Annotated in this window: 20 protein-coding genes; 12 read left to right on the forward strand and 8 right to left on the reverse strand. The window is 68.8% G+C overall.

The window, feature by feature from the left end:
- Positions 1-8 precede the first annotated feature (8 nt).
- From AC07XP_RS01565 to AC07XP_RS01590, 6 genes are read right to left on the reverse strand one after another with little or no spacing between them, the layout of a single operon-like run.
- Positions 9-3,812, reverse strand: coding sequence for a pilus assembly protein (locus AC07XP_RS01565; protein WP_495263596.1), 3,804 nt, complete (start codon positions 3,810-3,812; stop codon positions 9-11).
- 49 nt (positions 3,813-3,861) lie between these two features.
- Complete coding sequence (locus AC07XP_RS01570) at positions 3,862-4,350, reverse strand: type IV pilin protein (protein ID WP_495263597.1); 489 nt, start codon at positions 4,348-4,350, stop codon at positions 3,862-3,864.
- 19 nt (positions 4,351-4,369) lie between these two features.
- Positions 4,370-4,978: a pilus assembly PilX family protein gene (locus AC07XP_RS01575; RefSeq protein ID WP_495263598.1), complete on the reverse strand. Its 609-nt coding sequence runs from the start codon at positions 4,976-4,978 to the stop codon at positions 4,370-4,372.
- Entirely contained in the window at positions 4,975-5,979 is a 1,005-nt protein-coding gene (locus AC07XP_RS01580; RefSeq protein ID WP_495263599.1) for a PilW family protein, read from the reverse strand. The genes AC07XP_RS01575 and AC07XP_RS01580 overlap by 4 nt, the downstream gene beginning before the upstream one ends.
- Positions 5,976-6,575 carry a type IV pilus modification protein PilV gene (gene pilV / locus AC07XP_RS01585; protein ID WP_495263600.1) on the reverse strand — a complete coding sequence of 200 codons (600 nt, stop codon included), beginning with the start codon at positions 6,573-6,575 and terminating at the stop codon, positions 5,976-5,978. The genes AC07XP_RS01580 and pilV overlap by 4 nt, the downstream gene beginning before the upstream one ends.
- On the reverse strand, positions 6,572-7,180 hold the full coding sequence (locus AC07XP_RS01590; RefSeq protein ID WP_495263601.1) for a GspH/FimT family pseudopilin: 609 nt from the start codon (positions 7,178-7,180) through the stop codon (positions 6,572-6,574). The genes pilV and AC07XP_RS01590 overlap by 4 nt, the downstream gene beginning before the upstream one ends.
- A 245-nt stretch (positions 7,181-7,425) precedes the next feature.
- On the opposite strand from AC07XP_RS01590, the gene AC07XP_RS01595 reads away from it, so the two are divergent.
- Complete coding sequence (locus AC07XP_RS01595) at positions 7,426-7,983, forward strand: methylated-DNA--[protein]-cysteine S-methyltransferase (RefSeq protein WP_495263730.1); 558 nt, start codon at positions 7,426-7,428, stop codon at positions 7,981-7,983.
- A 10-nt stretch (positions 7,984-7,993) separates the two neighbouring features.
- Here AC07XP_RS01595 and AC07XP_RS01600 read toward each other — a convergent pair whose 3' ends face one another.
- On the reverse strand, positions 7,994-9,214 hold the full coding sequence (locus AC07XP_RS01600) for an MFS transporter (protein ID WP_495263602.1): 1,221 nt from the start codon (positions 9,212-9,214) through the stop codon (positions 7,994-7,996).
- 78 nt (positions 9,215-9,292) lie between these two features.
- Positions 9,293-10,174: a LysR substrate-binding domain-containing protein gene (locus tag AC07XP_RS01605; RefSeq protein WP_495263603.1), complete on the reverse strand. Its 882-nt coding sequence runs from the start codon at positions 10,172-10,174 to the stop codon at positions 9,293-9,295.
- Positions 10,175-10,252: 78 nt separating this feature from the next.
- Here AC07XP_RS01605 and AC07XP_RS01610 point away from each other — a divergent pair, with 78 nt between their 5' ends.
- The 11 genes from AC07XP_RS01610 (at position 10,253) to AC07XP_RS01660 (ending at position 23,280) form a co-directional block, all read left to right on the forward strand.
- Positions 10,253-11,428, forward strand: coding sequence for an MFS transporter (locus AC07XP_RS01610; protein ID WP_495263604.1), 1,176 nt, complete (start codon positions 10,253-10,255; stop codon positions 11,426-11,428).
- Entirely contained in the window at positions 11,425-12,036 is a 612-nt protein-coding gene (locus AC07XP_RS01615; RefSeq protein WP_495263605.1) for a pyridoxamine 5'-phosphate oxidase family protein, read from the forward strand. The genes AC07XP_RS01610 and AC07XP_RS01615 overlap by 4 nt, the downstream gene beginning before the upstream one ends.
- A 98-nt stretch (positions 12,037-12,134) precedes the next feature.
- Positions 12,135-13,352 (forward strand): multidrug effflux MFS transporter, encoded by a 1,218-nt coding sequence (locus AC07XP_RS01620; RefSeq protein ID WP_447744116.1) that lies wholly within the window; start codon positions 12,135-12,137, stop codon positions 13,350-13,352.
- Between the two features lies 1 nt (position 13,353).
- Positions 13,354-14,784 (forward strand): MFS transporter, encoded by a 1,431-nt coding sequence (locus AC07XP_RS01625; RefSeq protein WP_495263606.1) that lies wholly within the window; start codon positions 13,354-13,356, stop codon positions 14,782-14,784.
- A gap of 20 nt (positions 14,785-14,804) precedes the next feature.
- Positions 14,805-15,461, forward strand: a complete 657-nt coding sequence (locus AC07XP_RS01630) for a paraquat-inducible protein A (RefSeq protein WP_139705867.1) — start codon at positions 14,805-14,807, stop codon at positions 15,459-15,461.
- 2 nt (positions 15,462-15,463) lie between these two features.
- Positions 15,464-16,201 (forward strand): paraquat-inducible protein A, encoded by a 738-nt coding sequence (locus tag AC07XP_RS01635; RefSeq protein ID WP_495263731.1) that lies wholly within the window; start codon positions 15,464-15,466, stop codon positions 16,199-16,201.
- Positions 16,198-17,859, forward strand: a complete 1,662-nt coding sequence (locus AC07XP_RS01640; RefSeq protein WP_070060642.1) for a PqiB family protein — start codon at positions 16,198-16,200, stop codon at positions 17,857-17,859. Before AC07XP_RS01635 ends, AC07XP_RS01640 begins: the two co-directional genes overlap by 4 nt.
- Positions 17,856-18,482, forward strand: coding sequence for a PqiC family protein (locus AC07XP_RS01645; RefSeq protein WP_495263607.1), 627 nt, complete (start codon positions 17,856-17,858; stop codon positions 18,480-18,482). The genes AC07XP_RS01640 and AC07XP_RS01645 overlap by 4 nt, the downstream gene beginning before the upstream one ends.
- 62 nt (positions 18,483-18,544) lie before the next feature.
- Complete coding sequence (locus AC07XP_RS01650; protein WP_495263608.1) at positions 18,545-20,155, forward strand: MFS transporter; 1,611 nt, start codon at positions 18,545-18,547, stop codon at positions 20,153-20,155.
- A 19-nt stretch (positions 20,156-20,174) separates the two neighbouring features.
- Positions 20,175-21,659 (forward strand): flavin-containing monooxygenase, encoded by a 1,485-nt coding sequence (locus AC07XP_RS01655; RefSeq protein WP_495263609.1) that lies wholly within the window; start codon positions 20,175-20,177, stop codon positions 21,657-21,659.
- Positions 21,660-21,843: 184 nt separating this feature from the next.
- The gene (locus AC07XP_RS01660) at positions 21,844-23,280 is read left to right on the forward strand and encodes a PAN domain-containing protein (RefSeq protein ID WP_495263610.1); all 1,437 of its coding nucleotides are present in this window, start codon (positions 21,844-21,846) and stop codon (positions 23,278-23,280) included.
- The last annotated feature ends 180 nt before the right edge of the window (positions 23,281-23,460 follow it).

The raw sequence follows: 23,460 nt of genomic DNA on the forward strand, positions 1-23,460 counted from the left end.
TTCGGGACTCAGAAGGGTGGCGAGACCACCTGGCGCCAGCTGCGGCGCCAGGTGCGGGAGTCCGGACAGCCGTCACCGGCTTTCTGCGTGCCGCCCACGCCGGTGAGAAAGCCGGTTTCGTTGGTGCAGCTGTTCCTGGGCTTGCCGTCCGGCTGGCCTTCGTTGGGCTGGCCGACCATGTTGCGCGAGTTCACGTTGCCGCGCGTGAAGCCGCCGGTGGGGATCGAGACGACTGAATACGCGTCGAAGCTGCCGTTGCCATCGACGTCGAAGGAGTTCTTGTTCTTGCCGGTGAGGGCGTCGAGCACGTAGATGATGTTGGGCAGGCTGCCCGTGGCCGTGCAGGATTCGATGCCCTGTTTCTTGTCCTCCGGCAGGAAGGACGAGACGATCACGCTGCTGCCCAGGTTGGCGAGGTCGCCGACCACGCGCTCGCCGTTGGCCATTGCGCCGGGGTGGGTGATGGTGCCGAGGTTCAGTTGCCATCCCTTCTTGGTTTTCCAATCGACGGCATTCGTGCTGAGCTGGTAGAAGTCCTTTCCCTCCTCGATGCCGGCGCCGGTCTTCGCCACAGGAATGATGGTTTGCGTCACGAGGTTCGAGGTGCTGAGCGCGGCACCGGCCTTGTCGTCACCTCCGATCGGGGTCTGGTCCCAGAGGCCGTAGAGGGCCTGCTTCGTGGCCGGCATCGCCAGGTCGTCTTCGTCGAGCAGGATGCCCGTGCCGATCACCACGATGGCGCCGCACTGCGAGGTGGCGCTGTAGGTGCACGTGCTTCCGTCGCCCGGGTGGACCTGCCAGGTCGGCGCGGCATAGATGGGCTGCTTTCTGCCCTGTGGCGTGGTGAACAGCCGCCTGGGAACGGAGGCCGCGAGTTTCGCGCTTCGCAGGTCGAAGCGCCACAGGTTGCCGTTGGCGTCGCCGGCGTAGGCAGCCACGATGCGACGGGTGCTGTCCCGCACCGCGACCACGCCGCCCAGGCCGCGGTTGCCGCCGCTGACCTCGCCGCCATAGCCCGTGGGGAGTTGAATGAACTGCTTGAGCTTGCCGGTGAGCGCCTCCACCACGTACAGCCCGACCTTCTGGGTTTCGGGGTAGTGGCCGTTGCCGGTCAGCATCACCCAGGTGCCGTCGTCCAGCTGGCCCGCGGCGGGGTTGTTGGTCACATGGCCCAGGTGGGGATAGTCCTTGTGCTTGTTGTTCACTTCCCAGAGGAAGTGTTCCTTGCCCGGGGTCCGGTCGGCGTTGTTCAACGGCGATTCCAGTCCGTACATGAAAGGGCCCGCGCGTCCGCCCGTGCCCAGCACCAGCTGGCGCCAGGTGTTCTTTTCGCCGGCGGGGGTCTGGCCGTTTTTGTCGTACACATCCTGCTCGACCAGCGGGCCGTCGAGCGTGTAGCGAAAGCGGAAGTTCGCGCCGGCGAGGTCGATCTGCGAGGCCATGGCGCCCTTGGGCATGAACGCGGCCAGCTCGCTGCCTGCGGCGTCGTTCCTGCCGGCGTTCAGCACATGGACCTTGCCGTTGTTGGTGGCCGCGAAGATGGTGGGAGGGCGCGTGGTCTTGAGTGCCTTGTAATCGGGGTAGGTGTCCTTGCCGTCGACCGAGCCAAAGGTGCCGTAGCCCATGTCGAAGCGTCCCCCCACGAACACCGGCGGCGAGTTGACCGAGGCGCCGATGGGCTGCCTGCGCAGCCGGTAGACCGTGCCGCCGACATCCTTCTGCGGGTCCTCGCCCAGCAGGTAGCGGACAAAGCGCGTGTCGGTGGCCTGCTGCTTGTCGGCGTTCAGCAGGGCCAGGAGATCGCTCGGCAGGTCGCTCAGCCGGGTGCCGTAGGTGAGCGCCGTGCGCTGGGCGTTCCCGGGGGCGTTGGGGTCGTAGTTCGACAGGGCAAGGATCGTGCGCTTGTCCACGGCCGGCATCCTGGCATTGGCGGACCAGGCCGGCTTCGGCTTTCCGGCATCGTCGAAGACAGCGTTGGCGCCGTCTGCATTCAGCTCGAAGGCCTTGATGTCGCCGCTGTTGTCGGCCGTCTGGTACTCGGTCGTGTACTTGTACTGGCCCTGCAGCGTCTGGAACTCGTTGCTGTTGCCCGATACGGCCACGCCGGCGTCGTTGCCGGAGCCGACCATGCTGCTCAAGGCGTTGTCGAGCGCGCGGCGCACGTCCTCGCCCGAGTACACGCTGTAGGCGCGGCCGCCGCCGGTGAAGCCGGCACGGATGAAGTCGTCGACGCGCCGGGCGTCACCCGCGTCCGATCCGTCCATGTTCAGGTTGCCGGTCGCCCACTGCGGCGGCGTCACCGGATTGCCCGCGAGCCAGTCGCTGTTGTACTTCTCGATCTGCGGCCACGTCAGCCCCTTCTTGAGGGGTGAGTCGCCCGAGGGCGTGAGGCCCCAGCCGATGGTGTACGTGGTCATGTTCTGCCAGAAGGTGGGGTTGTGCTGGCCCTCCACGGGTGGCACGTCGTTGGACAGCGTGCTGGAGAAATCCGTGTGCCAGAAGTAGCGGGCCGTGAGGTCGGCGAAACCATTGCTGCTGGTGCCGCCATCGCTGTAGGGGATGTAGAGGTTTCTGGCGCTCAACCTTTGGGGCAGATCCAGGCTGTCGCGGGCGGGAGCGCCCTTGGGGTCGTATTTGAACTTCGCTGCACTGCCGGAAGGTTTGCCGTCGTAGTTGGTGCTGGCGGTCGTGGCCGTGGCGCTCGCCTCGATGGCTTGCGCGGTGCCTGCGTTCCAAGCGCCATCGGACAGCACGATGGCGTAGGCGCGCCTGCAGCTCAATTCGCCGCTCGTCACGTCGTTCGGATCGTTCTTCCAGGGGCTGGTCAGCGAGGAGGCCGCATAGGTCGCGGTTTCCTTGCCGGCGTAATAGTCGGCGGCGAGTCTCAGGGCGTTGTGGCTCGGCGTTCCTCCGTTGGGGACGATGTCGTAGATCCAGCGATAGAACCTGGACTTCCATTTCTGCCCCGAAGCGGTGGATTCGTCCTTGAAGTAGTTGACGCCGCTGACGATGTACTCGGCAGGCTTGGCCGGGTTTCTCGGATCTACTTCCGCCACGCTTTGGTTGTATTGAACGTACCCGACCCTGAACTTGTTGTCGTAGCTCTGCATCGCCAGGCCCAGCGCGGTGCTGACAGCGAGTGCGCGGTTGCGGTACCACGTGTACCAGTTCGCGATGTTCTTGCGCTCCAGCGCCGCGGGGCATTCGTTGGCGCTCCCGCAGTCGGTCCGCCTGTGTCCGGGGGGCAATGGGACATCGCCGACATCGAGCGCCCCGATGACGCTAACTGTTCGATTGGCCTCGGTGGAGCAGTCGTTGTTCTTGCACAGGACATAAGTGAATTTCTTGGTGTTTGTCGTCATTCCTTCTTCATGCACAGGCCTTCTGTCGGTGGACGACTGGTTGTCCACGAAAGAAACCGGGTTGATCTTTTCCTTGCCGGTGGCCTCGACTCTGGCGCCATAGGTAATCGCGGGGTTGTAGTACTGGGTGTTGATGTTGCTGGACCGCATCGAATACCACCCGAACTTGCCCTCGCAATTCTTCTCTGCTCCCTTGCACTGGTCGTTGACCGCATACCCGTCCTGCATCTCGTCGTCCATTGACCCGGAGTTGTCCAAAACGAACATCAGGTTGGGCTTGGCGCCCGGCACGGCGTTGTACAGCGGGGCCTGGCTTGGCGTCGTGGCAGCCAGCGCGTCGCCAACGGGAAGAAGCGCCGCGCCCCACGCGACAGCGAGACTGACGAAGGCTCGCCGCATGCGTGCAGCCTTGGCGGGTGCCGGAACAAGAAACGGGCGCGTGGCGGTCATGCGGTTTTCCCTGCGGTTGAAAGTGGGGCGCTGAGGAGGCGTGCGGGATTCATCGCCAGCACTCCTTCGTCAGCAGTCCCGTGACCTCGTCGTCCATGTCCTTCACACCCAGGCCGCTCAAGGTCAGCGTGCCGCACCGATCGCCGGTCATGCTGCCGGTGCGGGTGGCCTTGAGGATGAAGCTGGGTGGGGTGTCGCGCGAGAAGACGGCGATGGTGTAGTTGGCGGCGCCGGACTTCGGCGACTGCTGCAAGGCCTTGGGCAACAGGCTCTCTGCGCCTTTCTTCTGCTCGGTCTCCTCGCCGGCATCGCCTGCGGCAGCGGTGTAGCGATCGTTCGCCGAGTAGTAGCGCTGCATGAACTGCGCGGCCTCCATCAGGATGCCCTGGGCTTCGGCGCGCTTGGAGCGGCGCACGTGCTCCTGGTAGTTCGGCAGCGCGATGGCGGCCAGGATGGCGACGATCGCGACGACGACCATGACTTCGATCAGCGTGAAGCCGCGGCGGGAGCGTGAAGATGCAGGAGGCAGGAGTGTCATGGCGATGGAGGTCACGAAGTCATTTGTCGCGCGTCAGCACGGACTGCAGCCATGCTTCCGCGCCCTGGGTGGCAATGCCGGTCGACGTCTCGAACCGGGCGTTGTTGGCAAAGCCCCGGGCGGTGATCAGGTAGCCGGTCAGCTTGGGCGTCGAGGTGGTGGCGATCTTCTGGATGAGGCAGCGCGGTTCGATCTCCAGGGGCGTCGCGTCGGCCGTGGTGCCGATGGGCTTCTTGTTGGCGTAGGCCTTCGGAACGACGATCGCGCTGTTGCCCGCCCAGCTGGCCTTCTTGCGCCATGCCGCGGCTTCGTCGAACTCCGAGCCGATGGGGGTCGTGATGATCCGGGCGCGCATGCCGACGGAGGCGTAGTCGGTGTAGTCCTTGTCGTCGCCATCGAAGATGGCCACCTGTTCGCAAAAACGCAGCGCGGTCTCGGCGGCCTCGCGCGCGACCTCGGTCGAACGGATGCCGTTCACGCTGCGCTCGCTCTGCGTGGCATTGCGGATTGCGAAGGTGCCGACCAGCGACAGGATCACGACCAGGATCAGCGTGACGATCAGCACGGCGCCGCGTTCGTACGCACGGCCGGCGACGCGGCGCGGAAGAGGGGATGGCTTCGTGTTCATGGGGTGATCAGGCGGTTGCGCAGCAGCACCGTGGTGGTGAAGGTCCTGCGCAGGTAGCCGTCGGTGCCGGTGCGGTCGGTGTTGTCGCATCGCTTGTAGGCAAGGCCACCGTCGGGCACGTCGCGCACCGGCCGGTCGCTGCGCATCTGCAGGCACACGCGCACGCTCAGCACGCGGCTCCAGCGGTCTTCGGCGAGATCGGCAAGGACGCCGCTGCCGGGCAGGGCATCGACACCCGCGGCATCGAGGTACTTGACGATCTGGTGCCGCAACGGGTCGTAGGTGGCCGCCAGCTCGATGCTGGGACGGCTGGCCACGCCATAGAGAATGCGCATGCTCTCGACGTTGGCCAGCAACGGCTGCGAGGGGCCGATGGCGTTGACGGCATCGCGCTTTTCCATGCCGCGGCAGGACAGCATCGGCGCCGTGCTCGCGTCGGTCACCAGATAGCGGTTGTCGGCCAGGGCGTAGTTGTCGGGTGGGGGCGCGCCGGGTGCCGGCGTGGGCGGCGGGTTCACCTGCGACGGCGTGAGGGCGTTGATGCCGTTGCCCAGGCAGTTCGTTGCCAGCTTGGCGTCGGTGCCCGTGGGCATGGTGTTGTCGGTGGTGGCTTCGTAGCGGATGGCGATGGCGTCGCTGCCCTTGCCCGTGCACGACAGCTTGTCGAAGGCGGCTGCGGCATCGGTGAATCCGCCGGTGCATCCGCGCACGGCGGGGCCGGCGTAGTTGCCCATCACCGTGGCGCCGTTGCTCGGGATGAGCTGCTGCGAATAGCCGGCCTGCTTGAGCTGCTGCTGGATCAGGTTGAGCGCGAGGATGCCGTCCTCGTTCAACTGCGTCTCGGCCTGCGACAACTGGCTGCTGCGACTGGAGGTCGAGAACGTGGACAGGGCGGCTGCCAGGATCACCAGCCCGATCGTCAGCGAGATCATCAGTTCGATCAGCGTGAAGCCACGGGCCGGATTGCGCCTGCGCGGGGGAACAGTGAAGACGGCGCTCACAGCGTGATCCGGAAGTACATGCAGTTCACCTCTGCCGGGGCCGAGATGTTGGCGCCGGCGATGGGGCAGGCCTGGTGCAGCCCGAAGCCTGCGTCCTCCGCGATGGCGCGCCAGATCAGCCAGATGTTCAGCACGCGCGTGGCCGGCAGGCCGTTCACGCCGGAGGCCGCGTCGACCAGTTCCGTCGTGACGTAGGCCGTGCCGCCGGGCAGTCGGTTCCCGACATTCGTGAGCCACTGCGCGAGGTCGTAGGCGGCAATGGCCGCGCCGCAGGTGTTGACCGGCCTGTCGGGAACGGAGGTGTCGACCTCGCACGCGGCTGGCGGCGGCGTGGGGTCCGTGGAGGCCGCTTCGCGCGCGCTGGCGTTGTAGGCCTTGGCGTGGGTGTAGCCGGCAAAGCCCGCGAGGTTGGCGCGGGCGCGTTCCGCGTAGTCGTTCACCAGGCTCAGGCCGGTGGCGCGCATGCGCGAGAACTGGTTGTACTTGAGGGCCGCCGACGTGAGCCCGGCCATGCCGAACAGGCCGATGGCCAGGATGACGATGGCGACCAGCACCTCGATGAGGGTGGCGCCGCGCTGTTGTGTGGGGCGCTTCATTCGTCGTTGCCCGAACAGTCTTCACCCTCCGCGGCGTAGCGGATGCGCCCGGGCTTGCTGATGCACAGCGTCTTGCGTGCCCATGGGGTGGCACTGGCTGTTTCGAAACCGGGGGCCTCGACCGTGATGCTGTTGCTCCCCGAGCTCACCAGACCATTGGGCAGGAAGACAAAGCGTCCGGCTTTGCCCAGAGCAATCTTCGCGATGCCAGGCAGTGCGTCCTGTCGCAACAGCACTTCGTCTGTCGACTCGGAATGGGCGAAGTCGCCGTCGCGGTCGTTCTTGGCGAAGACGATCCAGCCGGCCGCGAAATCGTTGCCGCCCGAGCCGGTTTCGCACTCGACCGCGGTGCCTGCGCGCAACTGGCAGACGACGACGGGTCTTGCGCGGGCAATGGCTTCGGTGCGTGCGGTGCGCAACGAACCGGTCACGGCGTTGACGGCGTTGGACAGCCGCCATTGCACGATGAAGCGCGTCATCGAAGGCGCCGCGATGCCGATCAGGATCGCGAGGATCGCCAGCGTGACCATCAACTCGATGGCCGTCAGTCCGCGTTGGTCGCGCAGCCGCGCCGGCCGCGAAGAATCGCGTGGCCTCATGTGCATGTGTCTCCCTGTTGTTTTGGAATTTCAGCCGACAACTTCTGGGCGCGAGACTAGGGGCGATGCACATGTCCGACAACGGCTTGCCGACGTTCGGCGCGTTCGAAAGGATGAGCGGAAATGCCTCGAAGCGCCGAATGAAAGTCTGGTATTTCGGGGTGTTTGGCTGGTACTTTTGCTCTTTTGCGGAAGAGGTCTTCGCGCCCATGTCCGCGCGCCGTTTTTCAACCTTGAATCACAATGCCTCGATGACTGCCGCATCCCCTTCCGAATCCGGCTTTGCCTTGTTCCCGACCGCCATCGGCGTGTGCGCGCTGGCCTGGGGGACGCAGGGGCTGGTCGGTGTGCAACTGCCCGAAGAACGGGGCGAGGCCGCGACGCGTGCGCGCATGCACCGGCGCTTTCCTGATCTGGAGGAAGCCCCGCCGTCGCCGCGCGCGCAGCACGCCATCGCGGGTGTGCAGGCGCTGCTCGAAGGCGCGACCGACGACCTGTGCGACATCGAGCTCGACATGCGCGGCGTGTCCGAATTCCATCAGCGCGTCTATGCGATCGCGCGGCGCATTCCGCCGGGGCAGACGCGCACCTACGGCGAGGTGGCCGAAGAACTTGGCGACAAGGGCCTGTCGCGCGCGGTCGGCCAGGCCATGGGCCACAACCCCTTCGCGCCGGTCGTGCCGTGCCACCGGGTGCTGGCCGCAGGCAACAAGCCGGGCGGCTTCTCGGCGGGCGGCGGCGCGCTGACCAAGCTGCGCATGCTCGACATCGAAGGCGCCACGCCGAGCGAAACGCGCTCGCTGTTCTGAGCTGGAACGGTCAGGCTGCCGGCACGGGCAGTTGTTGCAGTCCTGCGATGCGCGAGCCGAAGATGATCGCGGCCTGCAGCACGAAGCCCGCGAGCGCCAGCAGCAGGCAGGCCGGCTCGCCCCACAAGGCGCCGACCAGACCGCCGAGCGTCGCGCCCACAGGGCGCGCACCCGCATTCACCGTGAGGAACACCGCCGACACCCGGCCCAGCATCGCCGAGGCCGTCACGCTCTGGCGCAGCGTGGTCGAGGTGATGACCCAGACCATCGGCCCCGCGCCGAACAGGAAGAACGAGAGCGCGGCCAGCGAGGCGGTCGGCACGACGAGCGTGGCCGCCATCGTCGCGGCGGCGGCCACCGCGACCGCCGGCCCGACCTGGATCGCGCGACCGAAAGGCAGCCGCGCCGTCACACGCGAAGTCAGCAGCGCACCGACCACCATGCCTGCACCGTACATCGCGAGCGTGAAGCCCACGGCTTGCGCGCCGAGGCCCAGCACGCGCACGGCATAAGGCACATAGCCCGCCTGCAGCACGAACCACGAGATGTTGAAGACCGCGCCGGTCATCAGCATCGGCCGCAGGAACGCGTGTTGCCAGACGAAGCGCGCGCCATCGTGCACGTCGCGCAGCGGATGGCGCGACGGGGCCGCGGGGCGGGGCGCTTCGTGCAGGCGCAGCAGGAGGCCCACGGCCGCCACCGACAGCACCGTCGCCAGCACGAAGGCCGACGACGCGCCGGCCCACGCGACCAGCGCGCCCGCGAGCGCGGGGCCCGCCGTGAAGGCGGCACTGCGCGCCAGCTCCAGCCGCCCGTTGGCGCGCGCCAGCGCGTCGCGCGGCACGAGGGCCGGCACCAGCGCGGGCGCCGCGACGCTGAAGCCCACGGTGCCGACCGCGCCGAGGAACCCGAGCACGGCCAGCCCGCCGATGCCCAGCGTCGACGACAGCACCATGCCGAGCAAGGCCAGCAGCGACACCGCGCGCAGGCCCTCGGCCCACACCATCAGGCGACGGCGCGACATGCGGTCCGCGAGCAGGCCCATCGGCAGCGAGACCAGCAGGAAGGGCAGCGTCTGCACAGCCGCCAGAAAGCCGATTTTGCCCGGCCCGGCGCCGAGCGCGAGCACGGCCACCAGCGGCACGGCCGCGAGGCTCAGTTGTTCGGCGGACTGCGCCGCAAGATTGGCCCAGGCAAGGTGGGAGAAAGAACGGGGTAGAGGCGAGGGCATCGGGCGGCACACGAAGAGAAAGACCGCATCCTCGGGGCCGCGCCTGTCTGCCGCTGGCCGTTTACGGACGTGGAAGCCTCAGCCCGCGTTCATCTGCTCGAGCCACTCGGCCACACACACCGCCTCGGGCGCCGCATCAGGCGCGAGGCCGTAGTAGTAGCGCTCCAGCGTCATCCGCATCCCAGGCAGCGGCGACTGCAGCCGCCCCGAGGCCAGGTCGTGCGCCACCAGCGAAGTCGGCGCCAGCGCGATGCCCAGCCCGTCGACCGCGGCCTGCAGCACGAAGTGCAGGTGATCGAACTGCAGCCGCCCGGCCGGCCGCGCGCGCGGTGCGCCGACCTGCTTCTTCCAGTCGTCCCAGTCGTCCTTGCGCGTGCGGGCCGACAGCAGCACATGCGAGGCGAGGGCGCGCAGGTCGGGCAGCGGCTGCGCCTTGAAGAGCGCGGGCGCGCCGACCACCAGCACCTCGTCTTCGAGGAAAGGCCGCACCTGAATCGACGCCGGCCAGCCCTCGAGGCCGCGGCGCACGGCGATGTCGAAGCTGTCCGTGGCCTGCTCGGGCATGACGGTGCTGGTGACGACCTGCGGCTCGATATCGGGATGGCGTTCCACGAACGATGGCAGCCGCGGAATCAGCCAGCGCACCGCGAATGAGGGCCGCACGTTGATGCGCACCGCGCGCGCCGGTCCCTGCAGCTGCAACGCGCGGGCCGCCGCGTGGATCTGCGCGAGCGCGGGTTCGGTCTCCGCAAAGAACTGCTGGCCCTCGGGCGTCAGCGTGACCTGCCGGATGCGGCGCTCGAACAGCGCCACGCCCAGGCAGGCTTCGAGGCTCTTGATCTGCCGGCTCACCGCGCTGTGCGTCACGTGCAGTTCGACTGCGGCACGCGTGAAGCTCAGGTGGCGGGCCGCCGCCACGAAGGCACGCACGGCATGGAGAGGCGGTTCGCGAAGCGGCATGCGTGCGATTTTCTCACGCATGCCGAGCGGGAATGTCGTTTGTCGGCGGGCGTTGCGAGCGGGCACGATACGGGCCCGATGTCCGCCGCACCACCGCTTTCTCCCGCCGTTCCCGTCCGTTCCACCGACCTGGATTCCCGCCACGCCGCGATGGCGCTCGGCCTCTCGCTGCCGGCCGACGTGGTGCTCTACCTGCTGCTGCCCATGTACGCGTCGCAGTTCGGCGTCTCGCTGGCCGAGGTCGGTTTGCTGCTGGCGGCCAACCGGCTGGTGCGCATCGCGGGCTACGGCTGGGTGGCGTGTTTCTATGCGCGCCATGGCGACCGGGCCAGTTGCACGCTGGCCGTGGTGGCCGCCGCATGCTGCGGGCTGGGCTACGCCACGCTCTCGGGGTTCTGGGCGCTGCTGCCGCTGCGGCTGACCTGGGGCCTGTGCTTCGCGGCGCTCAATTTGTCGACACAGGCCCTGGCCACGGCCGACCCGCTCGGCGCCGCGCGGCGCAGCGGGCGTTCGCGCGCCTTCATCGCGACCGGGCCGGTGCTCGCGCTGCCGCTCGGTGCGCTGCTGGCGTACACGGTCGGGCCGCGCGCGATCTTCGGCGTGCTGGCGGTGGTGTCGTTGCTCGCGCTGTTCGTCACCCGGCGGCTGCCGTCGAAGCCGCACCACAGCGCAGCGCCGACGCGGCGCTTCTCGCGGCCGAACGCGCTGGACGGCTGGTCGTTCATGGAAGGGCTGGCGCTCGACGGCCTGTTCATCGTGGGCCTGTCGTACCTCGGCAAGGACCTGCTGCCCGGCGGCGCGGTGATCGTGGCCGGCGTGCTGATGGCGCTGCGCTACCTCGCCGAAATCTTCCTCGGACCGGTGGGCGGGCGCATGGCGGAGCACTTCGGCGCCGAGCGCCTGCTCGTGAGCCTGTCGCTGGTGACGTCGCTCGCGCTCGTGGGCTTTGGCCTGGGCTGGCTGTGGAGCTGCGCGGCGCTGATCGTGGTGCTGCGCGCGCTGCAGCTGCCGCTCCTGCCGCCCATCGTGGCGCGTCGCACGCCCGGACCGGAGCGCGTGCGGGCGCTCGCGGCCCGCGCGGTCTGGCGCGACATCGGCGCGGGCGCCGGGCCCTTGCTGGCCGGCGTGCTGCTGCCCATTGCTTCGCCGCCGTGGATCTACGGCACCGCAGCGTTGCTGCTGGCGGTCGCGGCGCTGGCCTGTGTCCGGCGCGCATCGCCACCCACCCCGATCCAGGAGAACATCGCCCCATGACCACCATCGACACCGTTGCGCAACTCGAAGCCCTGTTCGGCCTGCCGGGCGAGGCCTCGCTCAAGAAAGAGGTGCCGTACCTGCACCCGAGCTACCAGGCGCTGATTGCGGCGTCGCCGTTCGCGGTGCTCGCGACCACCGGCCCCGGCGGGCTCGACGCCTCGCCGCGCGGCGACGCCCCGGGCTTCGTCGCGGTGCAGGACGAGAAGACCTTGCTGCTGCCCGAGCGGCGCGGCAACAACCGCATCGACAGCTTGCGCAACATCGTGGCCGACCCGCGCGTGGCCTTGCTGTTCCTGATTCCGGGCGTGGGCGAGACGCTGCGCGTGAATGGGCGCGCACGCATCAGCGTGGCGCCCGAGCTGCTGGCGCGCTTCGCGGTGGAAGGGCGCGCGCCGCAGTGCGTGATCGAGATCGCCGTCGAGACCGTGTTCTTCCAGTGCGCCCGCGCCATCCAGCGCTCGAAGCTCTGGGCGCCCGTGCCGGAAGACGCGCCGCGCACCGTGCCGACGCCGGGCGCCATCCTGTCCGCGCTGACCGATGCGGCCTTCGACGGCGTCACCTACGACCGCGAACTGCCCGCACGGCAGCGCTCGACGCTGTACTGAACGGCGCTGCGTACCGCCCGGTAGAACGAATGCACTAGCGGCGAAAGCCGCCGACCCCACGCCTGCACCGATTGCGAGCCTTCGCCACAATCGACCCAATGCGTTCTTCCCCGTTCTTCAAAATGGCCCTGTTGTTGGGCCTGCTCTCCGCCATCGGGCCTTTCGCGATCGACATGTACCTCCCGGCCTTGCCCGCCATCGGGCAGAGCCTGCATGCGGACATCGGCGCGGTGCAGATGAGCCTCACCGCCTTCTTCCTGTCGCTCGGCGCGGGGCAACTGCTCTACGGCCCGATCTCCGACATGGTCGGGCGCAAGCCGCCGCTGTATGCCGGGCTGGTGCTGTTCGCGCTGGCCAGCGTGGGCTGTGCGCTGGCGACCGACATCCAGACCCTGATCGCGCTGCGCTTCGTGCAGGGCCTGGGCGCGGCCGCCGGCATGGCGATTCCGCGCGCCGTGGTGCGCGACCTGCACACCGGCACCGACGCCGCGCGGCTGATGTCGCTGCTGATGCTTGTGTTCAGCGTGTCGCCCATCCTGGCGCCGCTCGCGGGCAGTCTGGTCATCGCCTTCACCGGCTGGCGCGGCGTGTTCTGGGCCGTCACCATCGCCGCAGTGGCGGGCCTGGCCATGATGGTCAAGCTGCTCGACGAAACACGCCCGGCCTCCGAGCGCGTCGAAAGCAGCCTGGGCAGCGCGCTGTCGGCCTACTGGCTGCTGCTGCGCGACTGGCATTACCTCGGGCTGGTGTTCATCGGCAGCTTCGCGATGGCGGGCTTCTTCACCTACCTGGCCAATTCGTCGTTCGTGATGATCGACCACTACGGCCTGTCACCCGCGATGTACAGCGTGGCCTTCGGCGTGAACGCCGCGGCCTTCATCGCGGCCTCGCAGTTCACGGGCTCGCTGGGCGAGCGCTACGGGCTGGTCAACCTCGTCAAGTTCGGTGTGGCCTGCTGCGGCGTGGCGATGGTCGCCATGTTCGTGTACTTCGCGATGGGCGGCGACAACCTGTGGGTGCTGATCGTCCTGTACTTCATCGCCTCGGGCTTCATGGGCCTCGTGATCCCGACCACCGGCGTGCTGGCGCTCGAGATGCACGGCGCCATCGCCGGCACGGCCTCGGCGTTGCTGGGCACGCTGCAGATGCTGACCGGCGCGCTGGCGATGGCGGTGGTGGGCCTGTTCTCCAACGGCCGTCCGCTGCCGATGGTGGCGGGCATGGCCGCCGGTGCGCTCATCGCGCTGGTGCTGACCTGGCTCACGCTCGGCGGTGTGCGCTCCGAGCCGACCGAGGGCAGGGCGCAAGGAGCCTGACATGACGGCCGCCACAGCAAGCGACGCCAAGCCGCTTCCGCTCGACGGTCTGGCCGCGCCCGCGCGCGGCTGGGCGATACTGGTCATCATCCTCGGGCTCACGGTGTCGGTGCTCGACGGCACCATCGTCAACCTGGCGCTGCCCGGCATCGCGCGCGAGCTGCAGGCCACGCCGGCGCAGGCCATCTGGGTGGTCAACGCCTACCAGATCGCCACGCTGGTGATGCTGCTGCCGCTGGCCTCGCTGGGCGACCTCGTGGGCTACCGGCGCGTGTACCTGGTGGGCATGGCGGTGTTCACCGTGTCGTCGCTGGCTGCGACCTTCGCCAATTCGCTCGCCACGCTGATCGCGTCGCGCGCGCTGCAGGGGCTGGGCGCGGCGGGGATCATGAGCGTCAACGCGGCGCTGGTGCGGCTCACGTTCCCCTCGGCGCAGCTGGGGCGGGGCATGGCCATCAATTCGCTGGTGGTCGCCACCTCGTCGGTGGCCGGGCCTTCGGTGGCGGCGGCGATTTTGTCGGTGGCGTCGTGGCCGTGGCTCTTCGCCATCAACGTGCCGCTGGGCATCGTCACCTTCGCGCTGGGCATGCGGGCGTTGCCGTTCAACCGCGCGGCGCCGGCCGCCGGCGCGCGCTTCTCGCTGGTCGACGTGACGCTCAACGTGCTGATGTTCTCGCTGGTCTTCCTCGGCGTGGACCACCTGGGCGTGCGCGAGGGCGGGGTGCAGGCCACAGGTACGCCCTGGTCGGCCTGGGCCACGTTGGGGGCCGGGCTGGCGGTGGGCTTTGTCTACCTGCGGCGCCAACGCAAGTTGACGGTGCCGCTTTTCCCCATCGACCTGCTGCGCATTCCGGTGTTCGCGCTGTCGATGGGCACCTCGGTGGCGGCGTTCTGCGCGCAGATGCTGGCCTACATCGCACTGCCGTTCCTGCTGCTCGACGTGTACGGCCGCAGCCACATCGAGGCCGGCCTGCTGATCACGGCGTGGCCGCTGGCCATCGTGGTGATGGCGCCCATCGCTGGGCGGCTCATCGGCCGCTACCCCGACGGGCTGCTGGGCGGCATTGGCCTGGGCCTGCTGGCCACGGGCCTGGCGCTGCTGGCGGCGCTGCCGGCGCATCCGGGCAATGCCGACATCGCCTGGCGCATGGCGCTGTGCGGCCTGGGCTTCGGCCTGTTCCAGTCGCCCAACAACCACACCATCGTGAGTTCGCCACCAGTGCACCGAAGTGGTGCGGCCAGCGGCATGCTCGGCACGGCGCGGCTCACGGGGCAGACGCTCGGGGCCGTGGTGCTGGCGGCGGTGTTCAGCGTCTGGAGCCCGCACGGCGGGCATGGCCCGGTGGTGGCGCTGGTGCTGGCAGCGGGCTGCGCGGCGGTGGCGGCGGTTTTCAGCAGTCTGCGGCTGAAGACGACAAGTCCGCATGCCTGAATAAGGTAGGGTACGGCCTCATGAAGGAAGTACCTGACACCGTGGTCTGTCCGGGCTGCGACGCGGTCTACGCCCGCACACCGCTGGCGCCGCGCGACGTGGCCGAGTGCCCGCGCTGCGGCACCGAGCTCGACCGGCACCCGGGCGCGCAGCAGCGGCGCATCCTGCCGCTGACGGTCGCGAGCCTGATCATGTTCGCCATCGCCAACCTGTTTCCCATCGTCGAGATCGAGCTGCAGGGCCTGCGCAGCCAGACCACGCTGGCCGGCGCGGTGGTGGTGCTGAGCGCCGAGGGCATGTCGCCGGTGGCGCTGCTGGTGCTGGCCACGACCATCCTGTTTCCGCTGCTACAACTGTGCATCCTGGCCTACCTGCTGGTGCCGCTGGCCCGCGCGCACCGGCCCTGGGGTTTTGCGGTGCTGGTGCGCATGATGCAGTCGCTGCGGCCCTGGGGAATGATCGAGGTCTTCCTGCTCGGCGTGCTGGTGGCGATCGTCAAGCTGTCGAGCATGGCGACGGTGGTGCCGGGGCCCGCGCTGTGGGCCTTCGTGGCGCTCACCGTGACGCTCACGGCCGTGCTGTCGTTCAACCCCGGCGCGTTCTGGGAGATGACTTTCCGTAAGGCCGATGAAGAAGACGCCAACGCAGAGGCAGATCCGCCGGAGGTGCGCGCATGAACATGCGCGGGCTGCCCGCCCGCCTGGCCTCGGCACGCCCCTGGGAGGCGCAGGCCGACGACGAGCACGACCACGAGAACCCGGTGCCGACGGCCGCCGCGCTCGGCCTGCACGTCTGCACGCACTGCACGGCCGTCTGGCGCGATGCGGAAGAGGGCGACGCCTGCGCCCGCTGCGGCACGCACCTGCACACGCGCAAGCCGCAGAGCCTGAACCGCACCTGGGCCTTCCTGATCGCGGCCTGCATCATGTACATCCCGGCCAATCTGCTGCCGGTGATGATCACGCGCACGCTGTTCGGCGCGCAGTACGACACTATCCTCAGCGGCGTCATCTACTTCTGGGTGTCGGGCGCCTGGGGGCTGGCGGCCATCGTGTTCATCGCGAGCTTCCTGGTGCCGCTGTTCAAGCTGGCGGTACTGCTCTTGCTTGTGGTGCTGGCGCAGCGGCGCAGCAACTGGCGCCGGCGCGAGCGGGCCAAGCTGTATCACATCATCGAGATCATCGGACGCTGGTCGATGCTCGACGTGTTCGTGGTGTCGCTCCTGACGGGGCTGGTGCAGATCCAGGGCTTCGCGGTCATCACCGCGGGCGTGGGCATTGCGGCCTTCGGCGCGGTGGTGGTGCTGACCATGCTGGCCTCGCTGAGCTTCGACCCGCGCCTGACGTGGGACGGCCCGGTACCGCAAGCAGACACGGACGAACGACAGATTGAAAGCAGGGAAGAAAAAATCGCATGAGTGAAGAAGACACGCAACCGCAAGACCGTCCGGCAGCGTCGGCACCGCCCGCGCTGCCGAAGCCGAAAGTGGCGCGCCGCCGCGAATGGCTGCCCTCGCTGATCTGGCTGATTCCCATCGTCGCCGCGCTGGTCGGCGTGACGCTGGTGGCGCGCATTCTCATGGAGCGCGGCCCCGAGATCGTGCTGACCTTCAAGACGGCCGAGGGCCTCGAAGCCGGCAAGACCGCCGTGAAATACAAGGACGTGCAGATCGGCCTGGTGCAGAGCCTGCGGCTGGCGCGCGACCGCTCGCACGTGCGCGTGCTGGTGCAGCTCAACAAGGACGCCGAGGGCTTCACTTCGGCCGACTCGCGCTTCTGGGTGGTGCGGCCGCGGCTGGACACCTCGGGCATCTCGGGCCTGGGCACGCTGCTGTCGGGTGCCTACATCGGCGCCGACGCGGGCGTCGAGAAGGAAACCGCGGGTGAATTCACCGGCCTCGAAGCCCCGCCCATCGTCACGCGTGGCGACTCGGGCCAGCAGTTTTTGCTGCGGGCGCGCGACGTGGGCTCGCTCGACGTCGGTTCGCCCGTGTACTTCCGGCGCATCAAGGTCGGGCAGGTCGCGGCCTACGAGCTCGACGGCGACGGCCGCGGCGTCACGCTGCGGGTGTTCGTGAACGCGCCGTACGACAAGTTCGTCGGCATGAACACGCGCTTCTGGCAGGCCAGCGGCATCGACGCGCAGCTCAGCGCCAGCGGCTTCACGCTGCGCACGCAGTCGCTGGCCACCATCCTGCTCGGCGGCATCGCCTTCCAGGCGCCCGACGACGCCATGGGCCCGCTGGCCAAGGAGAACACGGCCTTCGTGCTGGCGCAGGACGAAAGCGCCGCCATGAAGGAGCCCGACGGCCCCTCGCAGACGCTGCTGATGTACTTCAACCAGTCGCTGCGCGGCCTCACGCCGGGCGCGCCGGTCGACTTCCGCGGCGTGGTGCTGGGCGAGGTGAAATCCATCGGCGTCGAGTTCGACCGCGCCGAGCGCGAGTTCCGCATGCCGGTGCTGGTGCAGATCTACCCCGACCGCCTGCGCCGCCGCGAAAGCGGCGCCGGTGCGCAGGCCACGGAGTCGCGCGCGACGCAGCAGGAACGGCTGCGCTTCCTGGCCGAGAAGGGCCTGCGCGCCCAGCTGCGCAACGGCAACCTGCTGACCGGCCAGGTCTACGTGGCGCTCGACTTCTTCCCGAAGGCGCCGCCCGCGAAGATCGACCTGTCGAAGAGCCCGATCGAGCTGCCCACCATCGCCAACGGCCTGGACGAAATCCAGTCGCAAGTGCAGGAAATCGCCACCAAGCTCAACAAGGTGCCCTACGAGCAGATCGCCACCGACCTGCGCACCACGCTGGCCACGCTCAACAAGACGCTCACCAGCACCGAGCAGACCGTCAGCCGCATCAACAGCGACGTGACGCCCGAGCTGGCCGCCGCCATGAAGGACGTGCGCAAGACCGTCAACTCGGCCGAGCGCACGCTGGCCGACGACTCGCCGCTGCAGCAGGACATGCGCCAGACCCTGCGCGAGCTGACGCGCGCCGCCGGTTCGGTGCGCGTGCTGACCGACTACCTCGAACGCCATCCCGAATCGCTGCTGCGCGGCAAACCGGACGACAAGAAATGAAGACGACGACCTTCGCGCTCGCGGGCGCCGCCGCATTGCTGGTGCTGGCAGGCTGCGCGAGCAAGCCCGACAGCTACTACACGCTGGCCAGCCCGCCCGCGCTCACCGATGCCGCGCCGCGCCAGCCCGATGCCGCCGCGCCGCTGTACATCGAGCTCGCGCCCGTGGCCGTGCCCGAACGGCTGGCGCGCCCGCAGATGGTGGTGCGCCGGCCGACCGGCGGCGTGCAGGTCGACGTGCTCGAGCAGCACCGCTGGGCCTCGTCCTTCGAGAACGAGCTGCGCGACGCGCTGGGCAGCGGCATCGCCAGCCGGCTCGGCGCGCTCGACGTCACGCAGGGCGGTCGCCAGACCTCGCAGCCCGTGTGGCGCGTGGCGGTGCAGGTGCGCCAGTTCGAGATGGTGGATGGCGGGCGCGTGGACGCCGGCTTCACCTGGACCCTGCGCCGCTCCGACGAGGCGCGCACGCTGGTGTGCCGGCTCGACGCGGGCGAAGCCACCGGCGGCGGCATGGACGCGCTGGCGCAAGGCGCGCAGCGCGTGACGGCTGCGGCGGCGGCGGCCATGGCGCGCAGCGTGAACGCAGCGCGGACGAACCCGGGCGCGACGGCGTGCGCGACCTGAGGCTTTCACCTTTCCCCGACGGGGGAAGGCACCACGCCGTCATCCGATAGATCGGAGGCCCCATGGCACAGATCGGCAAGGCGCCCTGCGACGACACGCTGATCCTGCATGGGTCTCCATCTCCCACGGAAGAGGGCGCCTGCCCCGAAGCGTCCAAGCCCTGGGTGCTGGCCGCGGCCATCGTCGGCTCGAGCATGGCCTTCATCGACGGCACCGTGGTCAACGTTGCCTTGCCGGCGATCCAGGCCGATCTGCATGCCACGGCCTTCCAGGCGCAATGGGTGGTCGAGTCGTACGCCTTGTTGCTCGCGGCGCTGCTGCTGGTGGGCGGCGCGCTCGGCGACCGCTACGGAAGGCGGCGCATCTTCGCCATCGGCGTGGTCGTGTTCGCTTTGTCGTCGGTGGGCTGTGCGCTCGCGGCCGACGTGCAACAGCTCATCGCCGCACGCGCGATTCAAGGCATCGGCGGCGCGCTGCTGGTGCCGGGCAGCCTGGCGCTCATCAGCGCCTCGTTTCCCGAGAAGGAACGCGGCAAGGCCATCGGCACCTGGTCGGGCTTCAGCGGTATCACGGCGGCGGTGGGGCCGGTGCTGGGCGGCTTCCTGGTCGATCACTTCTCGTGGATCTGGGCTTTCCTCATCAACGTGCCGATGGCGCTGCTGGTGCTGTGGATCGTGCGCCGCCACGTGCCCGAGAGCAAAGGCGCCGCGGCGCGCGGCGGGCTCGACCTGTGGGGCGCGCTGCTGGCGACCGCCGGGTTGGGCGGCATCGTCTACGCCTTCATCGAGGCGCCGACGCAGAGCTGGCGTTCGCCGGCCGTGCTCGCGGCGTTGGTGATCGGTGTCGCGGGCAGCATCGGCTTCGTCGTCGCTGAACGCCGGGCGCGCACGCCGATGCTGCCGCTGTCGCTGCTGCGCATCGGCAACTTCAGTGGTGCCAACCTGCTGACGCTGCTGCTGTACGCGGCGCTGGGCGGCGGGCTGTATTTCTTTCCGCTCAACCTGATCCAGGTGCAGGGCTACTCGGCCACGGTGGCGGGCGCGGCGCTGCTGCCGTTCATCTTCCTGATGTTCGCGCTCTCGGGCTGGGCCGGGCAGCTGGTCGACCGCTTCGGGCCGCGCCTGCCGCTGGTCATCGGACCGGCCATCGCGGCCGTGGGCTTTGCGCTGTTCGCGCTGCCGGGCGTGGGCGCGAGCTACTGGAGCGGCTTTCTGCCGGCCGTGGTGGTGCTGGGCTTCGGCATGACGGTGACGGTCGCGCCGCTCACCACCACGGTCATGAATGCCGTGGGGCCCGACCTCGCGGGCGTGGCCTCGGGCGTGAACAACGCGGTGTCGCGCGCGGCGGCGGTGCTGGCGATCGCGGTGTTCGGCGCCATCATGGCCTGGGCCTTCGACGCGGCGCTGGCCGAGCGGCTGCAGGCGATGGGCGCGTCGGACGAGGTGCGATCTTTTCTTGCGGCCGAGCGCGACCGATTGGCCGCGGCCGGCGCGCCGCCGGGTGCCGATGCGGCCACCATCGCCGCGGTGAAGCGCGCGGTGGCCGAATCCTTCGTTGCGGGCTTTCGCTGGGTGATGCTGTTGAGCGCCGGCCTGGCCGTGCTGAGTGCGGTGAGCGCCTGGTTGATGATCCGACGCACGCCCGCAGAAAAGCCAGACAACGACAAGCCATGAGACAGGAGACAAACCACCGATGGAAGCAGCACAACCGGCCGGCGCGCCGCCGCATGTCGATGTCCTGATCGTCGGCGCCGGCCTGTCCGGCATCGGCGCCGCCTGCCACCTGCAGGCGCAGTGCCCGGGCCGCAGCTACGCGATCCTCGAAGGGCGCGAACGCAGCGGCGGCACCTGGGACCTGTTCCGCTACCCTGGCGTGCGTTCCGACTCCGACATGTACACGCTGGGCTACGTGTTCCGCCCGTGGACACAGGCCAAGGCGATCGCCGACGGCCCGTCGATCCTGCAGTACGTGCGCGACACCGCGCGCCAGCACGGCGTCGAGGACAAAATCCACTACCAGCACCGCGTGGTGCGCGCCGCCTGGTCGAGCGCCGACGCCTGCTGGACGGTCGATGTGGAGCAGAGCCCCGACAAGCGGCTCGTGCAGTGGCGCTGCAACTTCCTCTTCCTGTGCAGCGGCTACTACCGCTACGAGGCGGGCTACACGCCCGACTTCGCCGGCATGGCCGACTTCAAGGGCCGCATCGTCCATCCGCAGCACTGGCCCGCCGACCTGGACCACAGCGGCCGGCGCGTGGTCGTGATCGGCAGCGGCGCCACCGCGATGACGCTGGTGCCCGCGATGGCCCAGACCGCCGCGCACGTCACGCTGCTGCAGCGCTCGCCGACCTACGTGGTGGCGCGCCCGGCCGAAGACCCGATTGCCAACCGCCTGCGGCGCCTGCTGCCGGCGATGGCCGCGTACCGCCTCACGCGCTGGAAGAACGTGACGCTCGGCATGCTGTTCTTCCGGCTCGCGCGGCGCAAGCCGGCGCGCGTCAGGCGCATGCTGCTGGGCGGCGTGCGCCACGCGCTCGGGCCCGGCTACGACATCGCCACGCACTTCACGCCGCGCTACAACCCGTGGGACCAGCGCCTGTGCCTCGTGCCCGACGGGGACCTGTTCGCGGCGCTCAACGCCGGGCGCGCGTCGATGGTCACGGACCACGTCGACACCTTCACGCCCGAAGGCTTGCGGCTGAAGTCGGGCCGCATGCTGGAGGCCGACATCATCGTCACCGCCACTGGCCTTGAATTGCAGGTGCTCGGCGGCATCGAACTGAGCGTGGACGGCCGCCGCGTCGACCCCGCGAGCACCTTCAACTACAAGGGCATGATGTACAGCGACGTGCCCAACCTGGCCTCGTCCTTCGGCTACACCAATGCCTCGTGGACGCTCAAGTGCGACCTGACCTGCGCCTACGTCTGCCGGCTGCTGAACCACATGCACAAGCACGGCTGGCGGCAATGCACGCCGCACAACGCGGGCCCCGACCTGTCGCCCGAACCGTGGATCGATTTCAGCTCGGGCTATGTGCAGCGCTCGCTCGACAAGTTTCCCAAGCAGGGCACGCACACGCCGTGGAAGCTGCACCAGAACTACCTGCGCGACATCCTCCTGCTGCGCCTCGGGCGCGTGGACGATGGCGTGATGGCGTTCTCGAATCGCGCGGTTTGATCGCGGCCTGACCGCGTTGCGTGACACGTCGATGTATAGCTCTGCTCAATACAACATCGAAGATTTTTGAATTGGATCGATGGCAGGCGGCGGTGATTTACTCCGCCCGGCGTTGCACTCGCACTGAAAAAACGGCGAGGCGGCACCCGGAAATCACCCCACGACCCTGTGATGAGGAGACCTCATGAAGTCATCGATCCGTGCATCCCTGGCGGGCCTGCTGTTCGCAGCGCTGGCAGGACATGCAAGCGCTGCCTCGCTGGACGCTTTCGCGGCCACGCCGAACGCCGCCATCTCCGGCAACAACATCGAGAACCTGACGCAGTCGACGCCCGAGATGTGCGCGTCGGCCTGCCTGGGCGCGCCACGCGGCGCCTGGTGCGTCTCGTTCGACTACAACAAGACCGCCCAGAGCTGCGACCTGAGCGACAAGCGCGCCGCCGACGTGGGCGGGCTGAAGACCGACTACCCCGGCAACCCCTACGACCACTACAGCCTCAAGCCCGATCCGCTGAAGCCTTTCGCGCGCACGCCCAATGCGGCCATCAGCGGCTACAACACGGAGGCCCTGCAGGCCGTGACGCCCACCGACTGCGCCAACGCCTGCACCGACGCGAGCCGCTCGGCGTGGTGCAAGTCCTTCGATTACCACAAGACCAACCAGCGCTGCGACCTGAGCGACAAGCGCGCGAGCGATATCGGCGGCCTGAAGACCGACTACGTCGGCAACCCCTACGACCACTACTCGCTGATCGCGGGCGAGGGCGTTCCCAACCCCGTGCCCGGCAACAAGCACATCCTGCTGATCGGCATCGACGGCCTGCGCGGCGACGCCATCCAGTGCACCGGCTGCGTGCAGACGCCCGCGATGTCGGCGCTGATCGCCGGCGGCGCCTTCCACGGCAACGTGCTGGCGGGCGGCACCAAGCAGGCGACCGTGAGCGGGCCCGGCTGGTCGTCGGTGTTCACCGGTTTCTGGGCCGACAAGCACGGCGTGACCTCGAACACCACCACCTTGCCGCTGAAGAAGACGCACGTGTTCGACCAGATCAAGGCGGCCTGGCCGACGGCCACGACGGCGGTGGTGGGCGACTGGTTCAACATCACCCACAACCTGCGCCCGGCGCTGGCCGACTTCGTGGTCGCCAACGCGGCCAAGAACTCGCAGCAGGCCACCGATGCGGTGAAGGGCTGGCTGAGCTGGAAGCACCCGCCGACGGCGATCTTCTACTACCTGCACAACGTCGACGTCCACGCGCCGAGCTACGACCCGCTCAATGCCTACTACCAGGGCAAGATCGCCGGCGAAGACCAGCAGATCCAGCAGGTGCTCACGGCGCTCACGTCGCGGCCGAACTACGCGAATGAAGAATGGCTGATCGTCGTCACCTCGGACCACGGCGGCACGGGCAGCGGGCACGGCGGGCAGACGGCAGGGGAACGCAGCACGCTGCTGATCCTGAACAACAACCACCAGAACCCGCTCAAGCCCAGCTACTGCGTGGGCAGCCTCGGGGGTACCGCATTGACGCAGGTCGATGGCACGACGCCGCACATCCTGGACTTCCTGGGGCTGCCGAACACCACCGAAGGGCAGAAGCACCCGGCGTGCGGCAACTGAGGCCGGGCGAGTCCGGGCGGGGCCGAAGGGGAGGGTAGCCCGCGCGCATGCCGTGCGCGGCAGGCGAAATGCCTACCCTTCGGCGATCGGCGGGTTGAACCCGCACATAATCTCGCGTTTTCTTTTGTTCTGAATCTCTCAGGTAGCCACGCCGTGTCGAAGCCAACCTGCCCCTGGACT

Source organism: Variovorax sp. GW531-E2, from assembly GCF_059423125.1.

What these genes read in the sequence shown, in the direction of transcription:
- AC07XP_RS01565 (WP_495263596.1), bottom strand. Translation starts at nt 3,812, where the DNA reads ATGACCGCCACGCGCCCGTTTCTTGTTCCGGCACCCGCCAAGGCTGCA.
- AC07XP_RS01570 (WP_495263597.1), bottom strand. Translation starts at nt 4,350, where the DNA reads ATGACACTCCTGCCTCCTGCATCTTCACGCTCCCGCCGCGGCTTCACG.
- AC07XP_RS01575 (WP_495263598.1), bottom strand. Translation starts at nt 4,978, where the DNA reads ATGAACACGAAGCCATCCCCTCTTCCGCGCCGCGTCGCCGGCCGTGCG.
- pilV (WP_495263600.1), bottom strand. Translation starts at nt 6,575, where the DNA reads ATGAAGCGCCCCACACAACAGCGCGGCGCCACCCTCATCGAGGTGCTG.
- AC07XP_RS01590 (WP_495263601.1), bottom strand. Translation starts at nt 7,180, where the DNA reads ATGCACATGAGGCCACGCGATTCTTCGCGGCCGGCGCGGCTGCGCGAC.
- AC07XP_RS01595 (WP_495263730.1), top strand. Translation starts at nt 7,426, where the DNA reads ATGACTGCCGCATCCCCTTCCGAATCCGGCTTTGCCTTGTTCCCGACC.
- AC07XP_RS01600 (WP_495263602.1), bottom strand. Translation starts at nt 9,214, where the DNA reads ATGCCCTCGCCTCTACCCCGTTCTTTCTCCCACCTTGCCTGGGCCAAT.
- AC07XP_RS01605 (WP_495263603.1), bottom strand. Translation starts at nt 10,174, where the DNA reads ATGCCGCTTCGCGAACCGCCTCTCCATGCCGTGCGTGCCTTCGTGGCG.
- AC07XP_RS01610 (WP_495263604.1), top strand. Translation starts at nt 10,253, where the DNA reads ATGTCCGCCGCACCACCGCTTTCTCCCGCCGTTCCCGTCCGTTCCACC.
- AC07XP_RS01615 (WP_495263605.1), top strand. Translation starts at nt 11,425, where the DNA reads ATGACCACCATCGACACCGTTGCGCAACTCGAAGCCCTGTTCGGCCTG.
- AC07XP_RS01620 (WP_447744116.1), top strand. Translation starts at nt 12,135, where the DNA reads ATGCGTTCTTCCCCGTTCTTCAAAATGGCCCTGTTGTTGGGCCTGCTC.
- AC07XP_RS01625 (WP_495263606.1), top strand. Translation starts at nt 13,354, where the DNA reads ATGACGGCCGCCACAGCAAGCGACGCCAAGCCGCTTCCGCTCGACGGT.
- AC07XP_RS01630 (WP_139705867.1), top strand. Translation starts at nt 14,805, where the DNA reads ATGAAGGAAGTACCTGACACCGTGGTCTGTCCGGGCTGCGACGCGGTC.
- AC07XP_RS01635 (WP_495263731.1), top strand. Translation starts at nt 15,464, where the DNA reads ATGCGCGGGCTGCCCGCCCGCCTGGCCTCGGCACGCCCCTGGGAGGCG.
- AC07XP_RS01640 (WP_070060642.1), top strand. Translation starts at nt 16,198, where the DNA reads ATGAGTGAAGAAGACACGCAACCGCAAGACCGTCCGGCAGCGTCGGCA.
- AC07XP_RS01645 (WP_495263607.1), top strand. Translation starts at nt 17,856, where the DNA reads ATGAAGACGACGACCTTCGCGCTCGCGGGCGCCGCCGCATTGCTGGTG.
- AC07XP_RS01650 (WP_495263608.1), top strand. Translation starts at nt 18,545, where the DNA reads ATGGCACAGATCGGCAAGGCGCCCTGCGACGACACGCTGATCCTGCAT.
- AC07XP_RS01655 (WP_495263609.1), top strand. Translation starts at nt 20,175, where the DNA reads ATGGAAGCAGCACAACCGGCCGGCGCGCCGCCGCATGTCGATGTCCTG.
- AC07XP_RS01660 (WP_495263610.1), top strand. Translation starts at nt 21,844, where the DNA reads ATGAAGTCATCGATCCGTGCATCCCTGGCGGGCCTGCTGTTCGCAGCG.